At 36.8% G+C, this 17,249-nt stretch carries 12 protein-coding genes; 3 read left to right on the top strand and 9 right to left on the bottom strand.

Annotation, left to right across the window (positions count from 1 at the left end; genetic code table 11):
* The first annotated feature begins 3 nt into the window (after positions 1-3).
* Positions 4-1,110, top strand: a complete 1,107-nt coding sequence (locus tag M4I44_RS14095; protein WP_249965076.1) for an NADH:flavin oxidoreductase — start codon at positions 4-6, stop codon at positions 1,108-1,110.
* A gap of 170 nt (positions 1,111-1,280) precedes the next feature.
* Here the strand turns inward: M4I44_RS14095 and M4I44_RS14090 are convergent, their stop codons facing one another.
* From M4I44_RS14090 to M4I44_RS14075, 4 genes are all read right to left on the bottom strand, one after another.
* Positions 1,281-2,417: an acyltransferase gene (locus M4I44_RS14090; protein ID WP_070908480.1), complete on the bottom strand. Its 1,137-nt coding sequence runs from the start codon at positions 2,415-2,417 to the stop codon at positions 1,281-1,283.
* Between the two features lie 227 nt (positions 2,418-2,644).
* Positions 2,645-3,295 (bottom strand): DUF1349 domain-containing protein, encoded by a 651-nt coding sequence (locus tag M4I44_RS14085; RefSeq protein WP_249965075.1) that lies wholly within the window; start codon positions 3,293-3,295, stop codon positions 2,645-2,647.
* Positions 3,296-3,585: 290 nt separating this feature from the next.
* Positions 3,586-5,802, bottom strand: a complete 2,217-nt coding sequence (locus M4I44_RS14080; RefSeq protein WP_249965074.1) for a glycoside hydrolase family 3 C-terminal domain-containing protein — start codon at positions 5,800-5,802, stop codon at positions 3,586-3,588.
* Positions 5,803-6,010: 208 nt separating this feature from the next.
* Complete coding sequence (locus tag M4I44_RS14075; protein ID WP_249965073.1) at positions 6,011-7,654, bottom strand: DUF6377 domain-containing protein; 1,644 nt, start codon at positions 7,652-7,654, stop codon at positions 6,011-6,013.
* A gap of 191 nt (positions 7,655-7,845) precedes the next feature.
* Between M4I44_RS14075 and M4I44_RS14070 the strand changes: the two genes are divergently transcribed.
* On the top strand, positions 7,846-8,190 hold the full coding sequence (locus M4I44_RS14070) for a 5-carboxymethyl-2-hydroxymuconate Delta-isomerase (protein WP_249965072.1): 345 nt from the start codon (positions 7,846-7,848) through the stop codon (positions 8,188-8,190).
* Positions 8,191-8,506: 316 nt separating this feature from the next.
* Here the strand turns inward: M4I44_RS14070 and M4I44_RS14065 are convergent, their stop codons facing one another.
* On the bottom strand, positions 8,507-10,765 hold the full coding sequence (locus M4I44_RS14065) for an acyl-CoA dehydrogenase (RefSeq protein WP_249965071.1): 2,259 nt from the start codon (positions 10,763-10,765) through the stop codon (positions 8,507-8,509).
* Positions 10,766-11,426: 661 nt separating this feature from the next.
* The gene (locus M4I44_RS14060) at positions 11,427-12,344 is read right to left on the bottom strand and encodes an EamA family transporter (protein ID WP_249965070.1); all 918 of its coding nucleotides are present in this window, start codon (positions 12,342-12,344) and stop codon (positions 11,427-11,429) included.
* 105 nt (positions 12,345-12,449) lie between these two features.
* Between M4I44_RS14060 and M4I44_RS14055 the strand changes: the two genes are divergently transcribed.
* Positions 12,450-13,868: a PLP-dependent aminotransferase family protein gene (locus M4I44_RS14055; protein ID WP_249965069.1), complete on the top strand. Its 1,419-nt coding sequence runs from the start codon at positions 12,450-12,452 to the stop codon at positions 13,866-13,868.
* A 180-nt stretch (positions 13,869-14,048) separates the two neighbouring features.
* On the opposite strand, the gene M4I44_RS14050 is transcribed toward M4I44_RS14055, so the two are convergent.
* The 3 genes from M4I44_RS14050 to M4I44_RS14040 form a co-directional block, all read right to left on the bottom strand.
* Positions 14,049-14,996: a bestrophin family protein gene (locus M4I44_RS14050; protein ID WP_017497067.1), complete on the bottom strand. Its 948-nt coding sequence runs from the start codon at positions 14,994-14,996 to the stop codon at positions 14,049-14,051.
* A gap of 48 nt (positions 14,997-15,044) precedes the next feature.
* On the bottom strand, positions 15,045-15,767 hold the full coding sequence (locus tag M4I44_RS14045; RefSeq protein WP_017497068.1) for a hypothetical protein: 723 nt from the start codon (positions 15,765-15,767) through the stop codon (positions 15,045-15,047).
* 77 nt (positions 15,768-15,844) lie between these two features.
* Positions 15,845-17,248, bottom strand: coding sequence for a HAMP domain-containing sensor histidine kinase (locus tag M4I44_RS14040; RefSeq protein ID WP_017497069.1), 1,404 nt, complete (start codon positions 17,246-17,248; stop codon positions 15,845-15,847).
* Position 17,249 lies beyond the last annotated feature (1 nt).

Genomic DNA, 17,249 nt, shown 5'->3' with positions numbered 1-17,249 from the left:
ACTATGAGTACAAACAACCTGTTTTCGCCATTTAACTTAAAAACATTAAATCTTAAAAACCGAATCGTAATGGCGCCTATGACGCGCTCCTTTTCTCCAAACGGAGTTCCAACTGACGAAGTAGCTTCTTACTATCAAAAAAGAGCTGAAGGTGAAGTTGGTTTAATATTATCAGAAGGAACTGTTATTAACAGACCTTCGTCGTCAAACGATGCTAATGTTCCTCATTTTTATGGCGAAGAAGCCTTAAACGGATGGAAAAAAGTAATTGAAGAGGTTCATACCGCCGGAGGTCAAATGGGCCCACAAATCTGGCATATGGGAATTATGGACAATCATCATTCAGGATGGGTTCCACCTGTGCCTTTTGAAGGACCGTCGGGCTTAAACCGACCTGATTTTAGTAATGGAAACACCATGTCAGAGAAAGACGTTGAAAATACTATTATCGCTTTTGGAAAAGCAGCCGCCGATGCTAAAAGACTGGGATTTGATACGATCGAAATTCACGGTGCGCACGGTTATCTAATTGACCAGTTCTTTAGAGCCGAAACCAATTTGCGTACGGATATTTATGGTGGAAAAACATTACCGGAACGCAGCCGCTTTGCTATTGAAGTCGTAAAAGAAATCAGAAGACAAGTCGGTAACGATTTTGCTGTGATTATGAGATTTTCTCAGTTTAAACCTTCTGATTACAATTATAAACTGGCTAAAAACCCTCAGGAATTAGAAGCTTGGTTAAGTCCTATCGTTGATGCCGGAGTCGATATTTTACACTGTTCTCAGCGTCGTTTCTGGGAGCCTGAATTTGAAGAATCTGACCTGAATTTTGCAGGCTGGGCCAAAAAAGTTACAGGAGCACCAACTATCACGGTAGGTTCTGTTGGGCTTTCAAGCGATTTCTTTGGCGCTTTTGCAGGAGAAAGTTCTGAGCCAACTTCTTTAGAGGAACTAAACAGACGTTTCGACAGAGGCGATTTTGATTTAGTTGCCGTGGGAAGACCTCTTTTATCTGATCCTAACTGGGTGGCTAAAATCAAAGCAGGACATACGGATCAATTAAAAGGCTTTAGCAAAGAAGCATTAGGACAATTGGTTTTAGAGTAAACTTAGGCTCAAAGGCTCAGAGGTTCAAAGGGACAAAGGCAAAACTTTTATCGCTTTAAACCTAAATCAAAAAGGGATGAAAACTGTGCTGTTTTCATCCCTTTTTGATTTATTAGGAGTTTTAGAAAAAGGTTCAAAGAGAGAGAACCTCTGCCTCTTTGAACCTCCTCTTAAGAAACTTTTCTTTTTTGAAATTTATTCTGAAGCCAGTTACGAACAGGCTCATCATAAAACTTCAGGCACAGGTAAGCGATTACAATACTCGAAATTACAATACCGATTCCGATTCCGTAACCATCCTTTAACGGTACTTTGTTTTCGAATACCCACGCCATATAACAATAAATTAGCGGATAATGTATAATATAAATTGGGTATGAAATATCTCCCAAAGCCTTGCATATTTTTAGTGAAAGCGGATTTTTGATCTCTCCTCCCGCTCCAATAGCCACAATTAAAGGAAACAGCAGTATAATGGCGATGGATTCATACAAACCGTTTATCCACAGACTGTTTTCATCACCCAACCTCGGGATGCTGAAAATAACGATTATAAGAATGCTGCAAACCCAAAAAGCGCCTTTGATGTGAATGAGTTTTCCTAAACGGGAAAGTAAAACTCCGGCAAAGAATGGATACAATAAGCGGGTAAACCCAACATACAATTCCTGCATCGTTAGTGACCAACCACCAATAACATCTCCTTTTGGGCCAAAAACGGTATATTGAACAAGCATTCCCGCGAAAATCAATACCAGAAATCCTAAGACTTTATTTGAAAATTTACGAAAGAACAACGCATACAGAATATTGGCAATATACTCAAAGAAAAGCGACCATGCCGGTCCGTTAAGCGGAAACGTTTCGCCCCAGCCTCTAATTTCCATTGATGGCGGAAGCGGTATTAGTACAAAACCGGCCAGCATCACTAAAATTAGTTTCCAGATTGGCATAGTGGCAATTTGCGGAAAAGCAACATTCGAAGCCTGAAGATAATAAAGCGACGCTCCAATGACCATTCCCATAATAACCATGGGCTGTAAACGGATTAAACGTCGTTTGTAAAATTCCCATTGTGACATTTTCTCCCAACGATCGTCGTAGGCATACGCTACCACGAATCCTGATAAAAGAAAAAAGAAATCGACAGCCAGATAACCATGATTCATAAGCTGTTTAAATCGGCTTCCTTCATTAAAGGCTTCCAGAGCATGAAAGATAACGACTAAAATTGCGGCTACCCCACGTAAGCCGTCTAAAATTTCATAATGTTTTTTGGGTTTAATTTCCATTGAACTTGAATTCATAAAATAGTTTTTGGTTGTTAAAAGGTTAGATTAATTTTTTGGTGGAAGCTAAAATAGCGATATTTCCCTAACAGGCTGGCGGATTGAAGCTTGTAATCCTAAAGAAAGAATGGTTATTTGTTACAATAATTACAGTACATCCTAATAGGGTAAGAAAAATCCTTTCTTCATTCATTTCCTGCTGAAATTTGGAATTTGAATTCGCAGAAAATTGGCTTTTAGCGTTACTATTCCTGGTGTTTTTTAAGCCATTCGAGTCTGCGTTGATCCGGTAAATGTGTTACTTTAAAATTTTCGAATTTGGCTTCAAAGCCTTTTCCGTCCGGTGATGCAGCCATCAGGCCTACCATGACCGGTGTATTGTCCTGCAAAGGTGCATTTCGGGTCAAAATATAGTTTTTATCATCATACGAAAAGAAGACTTCAACGGCGTCCAGTCTTCTCACCACTTTTATCCATACAAAGGGTGGTGCTTTCTCTAAAGTAGTTACACTCCAGTCACTTTTATCGTGTGTGACAACGGTGCTTATATTAAATTTTCCATCCACAAATTCAACTCCGGTTTTAATGTAATTTTTCTCATCAATACGAAGCATAAGTCCCATTTGGTCAAAGCGGGCGATATAATTACCAGTTAACTTTACTTTGGCTTCAAACTCTCCGCCGTAAGTAGCATAATAAAACGGTGCGTCGTCTACAGTAAAGCCATAATGCGAAATGCGCCAATAATCACTATTCGCTGTCACATTCATGATCAAAGCATTGTTTTTAATTTCCCATTTTTCAGGTTCGTTAAACCATTGCATTTTGTTCAGACTTTGTGCCGAAAGACTTTGTGTTAAAAATAAGGTGATGACACCTAGTATGGCTTTTTTCATAGTAGTATTTTAAATAATAGACTTTTTATTTAACGTATTGGTATAATTCATTTTTAGCGCATAGTGGCATAGATTCTTTATCAAATATAAAAGCGTTTCACTTCCTTTAAATGCATGTAATTTTTCTATGTGAAAGAAATATATTCCTGTTTTTTTCTCTTCTTACAGTTAAAATCTATGTTTCTATGTGCTATTTTTTTGACAATTCCTCCCAAACAGAGTTCATAAAAGTAAAGCCACAAGTTTTTACACTTGCAGCTTTACAACCAACCAATTTTGGAAACATGAAATTATTGAAGTGAGAAACTCACTTTAGATTTTATAGCCGTAGAAGATGCTCCAATGATGGCTTCAAAAGCTCCCGGTTCAGCAACCCAGTCGTGTTTTTTATCATCAAAAAAGCTAAGTGCTGTTTTATCGATGGTAAAAGTCACTGTTTTTTCTTCTCCCGGCTGAAGCGAAACCTTCTCGAAGCCTTTTAATTCCTTAACCGGACGCGGTAATGAAGATTTCAAGTCACTGATATAAAGCTGAACTACTTCTGAACCTTCTCTTGTTCCGGTATTCTTTACTTTTACCGAAAAAGTGATCTGATCGCCCGCTCCCATTTGTTTTTTGTCGGCTGTTACTTTTCCATATTGAAAAGTCGTATAGCTCAAACCATGACCAAAAGAGAACAATGGCTTTGCTTTTTGCTTGTCGGCCCAACGGTAACCTACGAAAATACTTTCCTTGTATGTAACGTCATCTCCGCCCGGAAATTCACCTAATGCATGAGCTCCGTTATCTGATAATTTCACAGGAAAAGTAAACGACAGTTTCCCCGAAGGGTTCACATCTCCTACTAAAACAGCTGCTAAAGCATTTCCTGCTTCTGTGCCTAAAAACCAGCCTTGTACAATTCCCGGAACGTCTTTAACCCATGGCATTGCCACTGCATTTCCTGAAATATTCACAAAAACGATGTTTTTATTTACTTTCACCAATTCTGCTATCAACTGATCCTGACCATACGAAAGACCTAAATCCAGACGGTCAAAACCTTCAGCGTCTTGTTTATCACTTTTATTTGTACCTCCTATGAACAAAACAACATCTGCGGCTGCAGCTACTTTTACAGCCTCAGCAGTTAATTCGGCAGGAGAACGTTTGTCTTCCAGACTTACTTTGGCTACAACTCCGTTATAGTTACTTGTCGGATCTCCTACGTATCCGCGAGCGTAAGTAATTTCGGCCTGATTTCCGATTCTTTTCTTTAATCCTTCAAGTGGCGTAATTTCGTATCTGGCTTTCAATGAAGAACTTCCTCCTCCAACAGTCATCATTTTAATAGCATTTTCTCCAATCACCGCAATTTTCTTTGTTTTAGAAAGGTTAATTGGCAAAATGTTATTGTTGTTTTGAAGAAGCACAATTCCTTCCTCGGCGATTTTCAAACCTGCTTTGGCGTGTTCTTCTGTTCCAAAAGAACCGAAAGGTCTGTTTTTATTCATTGTCGTTAAGAATGACAGGCGTAAAATACGACGTACTTTCTCGTCCAGTTCTTTTGTTCCAACCTCACCTTTTGCAATCATAATAGAATATGGTTTAGCCAAAAAGTAATTGTCATAAGCATTACTGGTTCCCCATGAAAGTCCGTTTGTCCAGGAACCGAACTCCATATCCAATCCATTGTAAATGGCCTGTTTGGTGTCATGAACGCCTCCCCAGTCTGAAACTACAACTCCTTTAAAGCCCCATTCTCCGCGTAGAATATCATTCAGTAAAAACTCATTATGACAGCAGTGCTGCCCTTTGTATTTATTATATGCTCCCATAATTGCCCAGGCATCTCCTTCCTGAACGGCAGCTTTAAAAGCCGGTAAATAAATTTCATATAAAGCACGGTCATCAACGATTACATTAACTGTATTACGTCCTATTTCCTGATTGTTTAAAGCGAAATGTTTAACGCAGGCAGCTACTCCATTTGCCTGTACCCCTTTGATATAAGGAACCACCATTTTTGAAGTCAGGAAAGGATCTTCTCCCATGTATTCAAAATTACGACCGTTTAAAGGTGATCTGTAAATGTTAACTCCGGGTCCTAATAATACATTTTTATTACGGTAACGTGCTTCTTCGCCTATAGATTTACCATATAGAGAAGATAATTCTTTGTTCCAGGTAGCAGAAAGTGCGGTTAAAGCCGGAAAAGCAATACAGGAATCATTAGTCCATCCTGCCTGATCCCATTCGTCCCATAAAACTTCGGTACGAATTCCGTGTGGTCCGTCGGTCATCCAGTTTTCCGGAATACCCAAACGCGGTACCCCCGGTGAGCTGAATTTTGACTGCGCATGTATCATGGCAATTTTCTCGTCGGTTGTCATTCTTGCAAGGGCATCTTCTACGCGTTCATTAATCGATTTTTTATCGTCTAAATAAACCGGAATTTTATGCTGTGCACTCGCACCGACAGCACTCAACAGTAGTAAAACAACAATTGTTTTAACATTTTTAAACATAACTATTAATTTATTAAAGCATTTAATTTACAATGGGAAGAAAGTATAAGCAGTATCTCTTTTTAAGAATACTGTAAAGCTAAAACGTTATAGTTTGTTCTGGATTTCTAAATGAAAAAAAGTAGTGAATTAAAAATACAACTTAATGAAAAACAATCGTTTACAAAAAACAAAAAGCTGAAAAAAGTAGTGATTTTAGAATGATTTTCTAAAGTTTTACGGATATTAAGCCAATTTTTGTGACCATTTCTTCAAAATCATTTCGGGAAACTGCGGCTTTATTTCGTGCTCTGGTTCGGTAATTGTAAATGGTGCTCAAAGAGTAACGCAAAAACGCTGCTATTTTTACACTGTCTGTAATTCCTAAACGAATTAAAGCAAAGATTCTAAGTTCGGTATTCATCAGTTCTCCTTGTTTTAAAACGATTTGTTCTTCCGGAATTAAAAGCGCGTTGAAATCTTTTACGAAAGTGGGATATAAATTCAAAAAGATGATGTCAAAATTCTTGTACAATTCTTCCAGTTCGTTATCTACGAGAGTGGTTGATTTCAAAACTTTGTAGATTTCATCAAATTGTTTGGCGGTCGCTTTTTTATTTAAAGTGATACGGTAATTTTCTAATTTGTTGATATAGGCTGAACAAAGGCTGAAAAAATGTGCAATGTATTCTTCTTTAACATGGTTGGATTCCGATAATTGTGCATTTCTTTCCTGCAGCTGATTGTTGGTTTCTGTAATGTCTTTATTTAATTCGGCTAATTTTTGACTTGTATTGTACAGTTCTGTCCTGATTCGCGATACTTTTTTCATTTGTTTGTAAACATAAACCACCGCAACAACTAAAAATGCCGATAATAAACTGATACATAAAAGGTACAGTTGAAGTTCCGTTTTTCTCTTAGCTTCTTTCTCTAAATAAACGGTGTTGATGATCGAATATACCTCTGACATTAAAAGGGTACGAAACTGAACATTGCAATACAAGGCATCTTCAATAGCCGATTGGGTAAGTTTATAGGCCATATCAACATCATTGGCTTCATAAAAAAATAAAGCCAGTTCCTGAAGAGAAGCATTGTCCTTGTTTGCGGTTTTTAGATCGGCAGTGGCTGAAAGTGCATAGTACTTTTTTTGAAGTTCCAGCTGCTTTGTTTCTTTATAGATACTTGCCAAAAGATAGGTAATCATGGCATATTGCGGATGGTCGTCTTTCGCTTTTTTCAATAAATCCAACAGCTTTTTTTCAGCCGCAGCAAACTTTTTCTCCGACATCTCCTTCTCAATTCTGGTGATTCGATAGTTTAATGTAGAAGGATCTAAAACGGTGAGCAGCGAATCACGGTATTTGTTAATTTGCTCAATGTACTTTACATCGTCGCTATTGGCAGCATAATGTTCCAAAAACTCGCGATACGCACTATAATAGTTAGGTAGTAGTTTCTTAGGCAATTCCTTTTTAGGAATGCTTTTTAAAATAGCCTCAGATTCGCGATATTTTCCCGATGAAGAGTATAATGTTACCAATTGCAGATTGGCCAGGTTCAGTAAATCGGCATTTTGAAGTTCGCTGGCGATTTTCAGGTTTTTCCTGACATATAAAATAGCCGAATCAGAATTGAATTTCAGATATTGACTGTACAAACTTTGGTTGTAATCGTACTCCTGCTCTTTCGTTAAATCATCGGATTTGATTTTTTTGAAATTTAAAATACGTTCTTCTCTCAAACGAACATAATGCGCTTTGTTTTTTAAAGCTTCATTTAACTTATCGATAATACTATCTGTGCTGTCCGCTGAATAAACAGGACTTCCTAAAATGATGAAGAGAAGAAACAGCAGATAATTTTTCAAACCAATTGGAGCTATAATGAGACTTGCAAATATAAGAAAGTGCTACTAGAAAAAGGAATTATTTAGCAGATTGAAAATTGTGACTTTTGTAATGAATAAAAGCTCCCGAAAAAAAATAACCACACTGATTCTCTCTCGGATTTTTGTAAATTTGTTTATACTTCATTTTTTCTAATTTAAACATTATACCCATGCCACACTTTGTTATTGATTGCTCTGAAAATGTAATCCGTTTAAAATCTGCCGACGATATCATGCAGGAAATTTACCATACCGCTTTAGCCACTAATCTTTTCGTTCCAACTGATATTAAGGTTCGTATCCATCCTTTCAGCTATTATAATAATGGAAATTCTTCCGACGATTTTATTCACGTCTTTGCCTACATTTTAGAAGGCCGAAACACCGATCAAAAAGCAGGATTATCAAAAGCAATTGTCACAAAACTGAACGAGATACTTCCTGAAGTTCCTATTATTTCGATCAATATTATGGATTTTGAAAAAGCCAGTTACGTCAATAAAGCTATGGTTTAAAAATCACTTTTAGCCACATTGTGATATAATAAAAATAATGACAAAAATTCCTTGTTGTTTCAAAACAAAATATCAAACAACTAAAAACCAAATACTTAATACTAAAAAAAAGCTACAACTTTAAAAAAGTTAGCCACAAATTCACGAATTTCTTTAAACAATGTAGATTAGAAAAAATTCGTGAATTCGTGGCTATTTATTACATACTCTTTACTCTTTACTCTTTACTCTTTACTCTTTACTCTTTACTCTTTACTCTTTACTCTTTACTCTTTACTCTTTACTCTTTACTCTTTACTCTTTACTCTTTACTCTACTAAAACGCAATTGGTGCAGACAGACAGCTCTCCGGAATATCAAAAGCATTCACCAGGGCCACCGCATCCGGTCGGATATCCCAGCAAAGCTGATTGACTATTTTACGAATTGCCTTAGTTTTGACGGCTTCCATATAACCGTCTTCGAGATACCAGGCTTTATTTTTTTCTAATTGTGAAAGCGCATACAACTGATTGAGTTTCGTCAGAATTTCTTTTGTCTTACTATCTTCTACTGATTTTATCGCCAGTTGAAATTGCTCCAGCACCACTCTGTCCAGATAAGCCTGAGCCACGTCGATCATTTGGTGCTGCACAACATTAAAAGCGTCGTAAGGTTCTAAACCTCCATCAACCAATTTTTTGATGCGTCGTGCTGCCGAAGCTAAAATTGTTTTCTCTCTGTGAACAAATGCCTGTAAATGAAAATCCCCATCCAGCAAATGTTCGTCATCCGTTTTTCTAGTTGCGATTGGGTTTTTCTCGGTAAGTGCCGTTTTTGCATTTTCATACACATAATTGATAATCCCTAACGAGCCCATTTCTCCGAAAGATTTTCTGAATTCTGAGAGTCTGTTTTTAGCAACTAATTGCATCAAAACAGTATTGTCACCTTCAAAAGTGGTATAAATTTCGGTGTCATTTTTCAAAGCATCGATTCGGTTCTCTGATAAATATCCCTTTCCGCCACAGGCTTCACGGCATTCCTGCAGTATGTCTCTTGTACTCCAGGTCGAATAGGATTTCATTCCTGCAGCCAATGCTTCAATTTCCTGCATTTCATCTTCAGTTCTGTTTAAAAACCGATTAGTAAGGTACTGCAGCGCAAAATGCACAGCATATGTTTTTGCTAATGGCGGAATCAATCGACGCTGGTGCATTCTGTAGTTCAGAATCGGAACTTCTGATCCGCCTTCAGGTCCAAACTGTCGACGCTGATCGCTGTATCGAATAGCAATTGTCAGTCCGGATTTGGCTGCCGCCAACGCTGAACGGGGAATCCCAATGCGACCGCCTACCAAAGTCCCTAACATCGTAAAAAAACGTCTGTTGTCACTCGGAATCGGGCTTTCAAATTCCCCTTTGTCATTTACAGAAGCGAAACGATCCAGCATATTTTCTTTCGGAATCACTACCTGATCGAAACTAATGGTTCCGTTATCTACTCCATTCAAACCCATCTTATGTCCGCAATCTCCAATCGCAATTCCTTTTAGTACAGTTCCGTTAGCATCTCTTAATGGAACAACAAATGCATTTACGCCATAATCATGATCGTCAATGATTAATTTTGCAAAAACAGTCGCCATCTGACCGTGAACGGCCGCATTTCCAATATATTCTTTTTGAGCATTTTTATTTGGCGTATGAATGATAAAAGTCTGATCTGCATGATTATAAGTTGCTGTCGTTTCCAACCCTTTTACATTAGAACCATGATGTGTTTCGGTCATCGCAAAACACCCAGGGATTTTTAATGTTCCAATGTCTCTTAAATATTTGGCATAATGTTTTTCTGTTCCTAACGATTGAACACTCATGCCCCAAAGTCCGAACTGAACGCCAAATTTGATTACCAAACTCAGGTCATGATAACTCAAGGTTTCCATAATCGCAAAATAATCGGCTATGTTTTCTCCTCCTCCATATTGTTTTGGGTAGGCCATATTGCCTAGATTTTCTTCAGCGAGCAGCTTACACCAATTGTAAACCGTCTGACGATACACCTTAATATCTGTCGAAGTTTCGTACGCAAATTCAGGTTTTGAAATAATTGCTTTTACTCTATTGATTATCCCGGCTTCTTTACCATTTAAAAGAGCTGTAATTTTTTGAACATCAAACTCACTGTTCGTCTGAGAGTTTGCAGTAAAGGAACTCGCTTTTGTTTTAAAATTCTGAAGCGCTTCTTCCCCTAAGATTCCAAGATCATTTTCCAGTTGGATAAAATTTGATTTTAAGGTCGAAATGTCCAGATCCTTTTCTGAAAGTGCCACGGCAATATCAAAAATCGATCTGATATCTTCTTTATTTTCAATGCTTTTCTCTATATCCAATTTCCATTGTGCCAGTTCATTTCGTCCCGGCGGATTTGAAATATCAACTCTGGAAAGCAATTGTTGTTTTTCTTCAGACGAAAGCCAGCTAAGGTCATTGATAAATTTTTGAATGGTAACAAACTCTTTCTGAGTCAGTAAATCATCGGACCACACTAAATAAAACAACGGAATAAAGGCCTGGAGCTTGGTATTTTTCATAGGAATATTGGTTTTTAGGTGTCGAAACATCGATTTTTAGCGAATTATGCCGCTTAGATCTCTTTTATGTGTTTACACTTTATGTGATATAAAAAAGTAAAAATGAAAATACTCATTCCTGTTTACATACCTTGTTAAGATTGTGGTAATTTTAGCTTCGTTCCGAAAAATAACAATACAAAATACGAGAATTGTTTTCTTTGGAATTAGGCTTTTGCCCTTTCAGGGCGCAAACGATCATTCCTAATTATTTATAGTGCTTCACACTATGCTTCAGCTGAAGCTCTTTCAGAGCAACAGTTTCCTACTACTTTCTCCCTAAAGATTATTAAACTTTGAGTATAAGTGCCCTAAATGAATAAAAGAACTGAAGTTTTAATAACACAGGCATATTCCAACGCACTACAAACTGAATTAAGAAAAAATATAAGCGTCTAAAATAAACAGGTAAAAGGGCTGAAGGCCCAATAACAAAAGCATAGTACAACGCACTATGAGCTAAATCAAAGGAAAGCATTGCCCTGAAAGAGAAAAAGCAGACAAAGAAGCGTACACATTCTAAAAAAAAACAGGAATGAAAAATAGTCATTCCTGTTTACACATCCGATAAGATTCTGATACTTTAGATTTTAAACCAATAAAAAACATAAAGTATTTCAAATTACTTGAGAACCTTTGGATATTGCGTTATTTTTTGCCTAATGGCGAAAATATGATGTGAATTAAAAACCAATACGGCCAGAAAAACAATGCTATAAGCGACAATTTGTATGGATCCTATTGGCTCATGATACCAAAAGAGAGCCAATAGAAATGCAATCATTGGGTTGATATTTAAAAGCATACCGACTGTTGATGAGTTGATTCCGGAAAGTGCATATAAATTGAGAAACAAAGGGAATATCGTAAACAAAATCGCGATAGTTTCTATACAGAAATAAAATTTAAATTCTGTTGGAACGGGCCCGCTGTAAGCCGGGTAAAAGGGTAATAAAAATAAGGCTGCCAATGTAATATGAAAGGTGAGCACAATAAATTTATCGAATCCTTTGTTGATCCTTTGACTAACTAAATACGAAGCATAAGTAGAACCAATAACAATACTAAAAACCATATCCATAATATTGGCATAGGATAAAAGCAAACAACCGGAAACACTTAGCCCTACAGCCATCCATTGTGTTTTGCTTAATTTTTCGTTCAAAATAAAGTACGCCAGTAAGGTGGTCAAAATTGGACACACTAAATAGGCCAAAGAAGTTGCTTTTACACTAACATGATTCATTACATAAATAAAAGTAAACCAGTTGGCCATTAAAAAAACACTTCCTCCAATATTCAACAAAAGTGATCTGCGTCTTTCCAAAGCTGGTAATGCTTTAAAGGTAGCGATGGTTTCTTTGATTCTTTTTCTTTTAAAAGTAAAGGCAATCAATAACATGAGAATACTGCAGCTGAAAACACGATAGAATAAAATATCTAAAGAAGGATATTCGTGAATGGGCTTTAATGCCAGGCTAAAAAATCCCCAGATGACGAAACAGGTAATGGCCGCTATGTAATATTTTGTTGTTTTCACAAGTTATTCTTTTTAGGTTCGTTATTGAATAAAGCAAATTTCTAAAAAATAAAACAGCAATACAGATACAGTTTTTGTAAATTGCACCATAACAGTTTCTTTTTTATGAAAAATTCCAACTACTTGTATCTGCAATTTGCAGACCGAATTGAAAAGCAAATAAAATCGGGTGTTTTAAATGTGGGCGATAAGCTGCCCTCGATACGTGAAGTCTGTGCCGAAACGGGTTACAGCATGAGCACTGTAAGCAAAGCCTATTATGAAATTGAAAGCAGGTCGCTTATAGAATCCAGGCCTCAATCCGGTTATTATGTAACTAACATTTCGGCCAGAACCATTCCTGAGCCTTCGCCCAGCAGTCCTGTTTTAAAATGTGTGAACATTGACCGGGAAGATTTAATTGATCAGGTTTACAAAAACATGACTGATCCGAGTATTACGATGCTTTCTTTGGGCTTTCCCTCGAACGAATTGCTTCCTATTGCCAAATTAAATAAGGGAATGATTCAGGCCATGCGGCAGCTTCCTAATAGCGGTACAAGTTACGAACAGGTACAGGGTAATCTTAATCTAAGAAAAGAAATTGCAAGATGGTCCTTTACCTGGGGAGGTTCTTTAACAGAAAGAGACATTATCACCATGCCGGGCTGTACGAGTGCCATATCACATTGTTTGATGACACTAACCAAACCGGGAGATACTATTATTACCGAAAGTCCTGCTTATTTTGGCATCCTGCAGTTGGCCAAATCTCTGGGTTTGTATATCATGGAACTGCCTACCAATATGACTTCGGGAATAGAACTGGATGCCCTGAAAAAAGCACTTTCTACTAAAAAAGTAAAACTCTGTTTGCTGATGAGTAACTTCAGTAATCCTTCGGGAAGTATGATGCCAGTTGAACATAAAAAGGAAGTGGTGCGATTAATGGAATTTTACAACGTTCCATTAATTGAAGACGATATTCACGGTGATTTGTACTTTGGCTCGAGTCGTCCAACCAATTGTAAAACCTATGACGAAAGTGGCATTGTACTTTGCTGCAGTTCGGTTTCAAAAACTTTGGCACCGGGATATCGTGTGGGCTGGGTTTCTCCGGGGAAATTCAAAAAAGAGATTTTACGTAACAAAATCTATCATACTCTCTCCACTCCTACCATCACGCATCAGGTGGTTGGCGACTTTCTGAAAAATGGCCGCTATGAAAATCATCTTCGAAAAATACGACAGATATTGAATCACAACTGCACGAACTATATCAATACGGTCTTAGAGTCATTTCCGAAAGGAACCAAGGTAAGTCAGCCACAGGGAGGTTTTTTTCTTTGGATTGAACTTGATAAGAATATAGACACGGCTGCTTTTTATCAATTAGCAATGCAGCATAAAATTAGTTTTGCTCCAGGAAGAATTTTTACTTTTCAAAATCAGTTTTCAAATTGCATGCGATTGAGTTTTGGACTTCCGTGGACCAATGAATTAAGATCCTCTATTCAAACTCTGGGAAAATTGATTGATCAATAAAACCAAGTCGCAGTTTGCAGTCACATTTCACATCTCATATTTTACACCCATTTTTTTTCTCGCAGATCCCGCAGATTATGCAATTTTTTTTTCTTAAAAATACATAAAAAAAACTGGACAGCCGCATTAACAAAGCGCTGTCCAGTTAACAAATTGAGAAACCAAAATCAATTCACATAATTATAAAACAAAATAAGCGTTGTTTTCCGCTTTCTTTAAATCGGGTTGAAGATCGAATTCCTTGATGATGTCAAACTCGCTTTGATACTCGTTTAACATTTGCATTAAATTCTTTTCGATAGTATTCGAAATTGCGGTTACAGGTGTATCTGTAGGTCTGTTTTCGAATGGATCTTGTAAATGAATTGCCATTTTTTCAATTAAGAAGAACGTTCCACCGATAATTGTAATTAACGGAACAGCAAACCAGCTCAATAAACTGATAAGTCCAAAAGGCAATAACAAAATAAACAAACACAGCGTCATTCTGATGTACATGCTGTAAGTGGTTGGGAAAATGGTATTTTTAATACGCTCACATTTTCCCATTGCATCACATAATCTTGACAAAGTATTGTCTATTTCAACCTGCTGATAAGCATTTAATCGTTTGTCCTTTTTGGCAATCCTAAGATCTCTACCATGAAGCAATAATATCGCATTTGGAATATTCTGATGGTTTTTGACAAAATTCAGTTCCTCTTCACTGATCAAATCTTTGATTGGCTTTATCGCATCTTTATTACGCAACGCCTGTCCTAGGCTGTAACACCATGCTATTTGTCTTTTGGTGAAGTTCTCCTTGAATTCATTCGCTTCTACAGAAAACCCCGGATCTTTATAAAAAGTAAGCATTTGTCGTACCAAAGTTCTGGACTCATTTACAATTGATCCCCAAATAATGCGTGCTTCCCACCATCTGTCATAAGCCTGATTGGATTTAAAAGCCAGTAACAAGGATATAATTGTACCTACCATGGTAGGAATTGCGATTGGTATTTCGATCGCTACATTGATAAAATAATGATGAAAAATTTCAAATAAAATGGTGTAAGTCATTACAAGCGCCAATTCCACCTTAATTTTCCCGAGAACGTACCTCATTGGAATTCTTTTCTTTAATAACATATCTTTCCGTTTAAATTAAACTTCTATTTTTTTTTGAAGAAATTGGCTTTACACCAATTCTTCGTAGAGCGAAAGAACCGGAAGACCAGTTTTATCGTTTATACTCTCTTTTTTATTTTTCTTGAATTGTATTTTCTCTCCTTTGCGGGTTTCTACTAACAAATCGATATCGTATTTTGAAATCGCTTCTGATAAATAAGGAGCAAAATTTTCGTAGTTGTCTTCAAAACTGGAAGTCTGACTTACAATTTCAAATGAAAAATTGTTGTTCAAAAATTGCTGAACGTCTTTTACATGCATGTTGGCACGACCGTTTTCGATATAAAGTGCTTTATTGAAGTCTTCTTTATATTGCTCTGAACCTAAATGCAGAATTGGACACTTTTGGTTTCCGGCTAATTGCACCAGGTATTGGTGAATTCGTTTTGTTTCCTGCTTATACGAATTGGTAAGAACTACCAGTTTTATAGCAAAAACATCAATAATACGTTTAAAAATCGGAGAAGAAAGTCCGTATTGATTGTGTACTTTTATTTTACAATTGGGTGTGTGTTCAATAATGTATCGGCAGGTGTCCAGCACTTCTTCCTGACTTGCAGTAAGTCCGGTGCGCATTTCACGTAAAAAATTAGAGGATGAAAAAGCATCAGGAGTTTCTGATACCATCATAAGAATAATTTCGCAATCTGAATCTTTTGCCTGACCAACAGCTGATTTTACAGCACAAATTGTATCGTCTTTTAAAGTAGTAGGTATAAGGAAATTTTTCATAAGTATACTCTTTTAGTTTATACTTACAAAGTAACTCCCGCCAAATTAGAAGGGTCTTAATATGAAATTAGAATTTTCTAAGATTCAACATTAGAAGTCTTAATGTTGCTTTTCTTCGAACTTGTTTTATTGAAAACAATGGTTACAATGGTGCCTTTGTTTTGCTCTGACTGCACCTGAATCTCTCCGTCGTGCATGCGAATGATTTTGGAAGCCAATGGAAGTCCCAAACCGTATCCTATATATTTAGTTGCAATTTTACCTCTAAAGAAAGGTTCATACAAATGCGGAATATCTTCCGGTGGAATCCCGATCCCGATATCGTTGATCGCCACCTTTATCCAGTCCTGATTGGCAGAAAGGGTTACAAAAACCTCATTGTTGTCGGAATATTTTACGCCATTGGTAATAATATTATTGATAGCAAGCTCTAAAAGCGGTTTATTACACGGAATTAAAAGCAAATTGGAGTCTTTAGGTGCAAAGTTAAGCTTGATACTTACACGATTGTCCGGATAAATTTTATCTAAATCCGACTTTACATCCATTAATACTTCGTCGATTCTGGCAATATCCAACACCTGTTTTTTACCATCGTAACCTGTTTGTGTAAGCTTCAGCAAGCTCTCTGTCAAGTTTCCTAATCGGGAAGCCTGACTGTAAATATTTTCAAGGGACTGAATGTATTCCGGAACTTCTCTTTCTTTCAAAAGCATGATTTCAGACTCCGCTATAATTGTTGTGATTGGCGTTTTTAACTCGTGTGAAGCATTATTGATAAAATTGGCTTGTATTTCGAATGAGGTTTCCAAACGATCCAGCATATCGTTGAAGGTCTCCGTAAGATCTGAGATTTCATCTGAGTTTTTAACTTCCGGCAAGCGATTGTGAAGGTTGGAAGCACTAATTCTGTTTACTTCTTTGGTAATTCTTGCCACAGGATTAATGACTCTTTTGGCCAGGAAACGTCCTAAAAAGAAGGCCAGAAATATAAAACCTATACCTCCGAACAACATGATTTTTAAAATATAGATTGTGGTGGTCGGTCCTTTTCGGTCACGAGCTCCTACAATTACGATGTATTTTTGATTATTTTCTGTAAAAACCTGTCCTAAATAATATTTGTTTTCTACCTCAAAATAGTCTTTTCCTGTTTTTAAAATATTGGTATAAAACTCATTCGGTAAATTCAGTTTTGTATTGTAATCAAAACTATTGGCACTGTTTATCTTGAGAACAAACTCTTCTTCTTCGATAAGTTCTTCCAGTCCGTTTTTTTTAAGATTACTGTAGTATTTTATTTTTTCAGGATCGTTCTGAAAATGAATAGACGCGACAATTTTGGCTCTGTCTTCAAGCCTTTTTAAGAAATGGTAACGATTATTTTCTCTGAATAGAACAAAAACAACAATACATAGAAGTAATGTACTAAAAGATGACAAGGCTACATAAGTGTATGTTATTTTTTTTCTTATATCCATT

Source organism: Flavobacterium sp. B183, from assembly GCF_023539155.1.
Lineage (GTDB): Bacteria > Bacteroidota > Bacteroidia > Flavobacteriales > Flavobacteriaceae > Flavobacterium > Flavobacterium tructae.
This window is presented reverse-complemented; position numbering and strand designations above follow the sequence as displayed.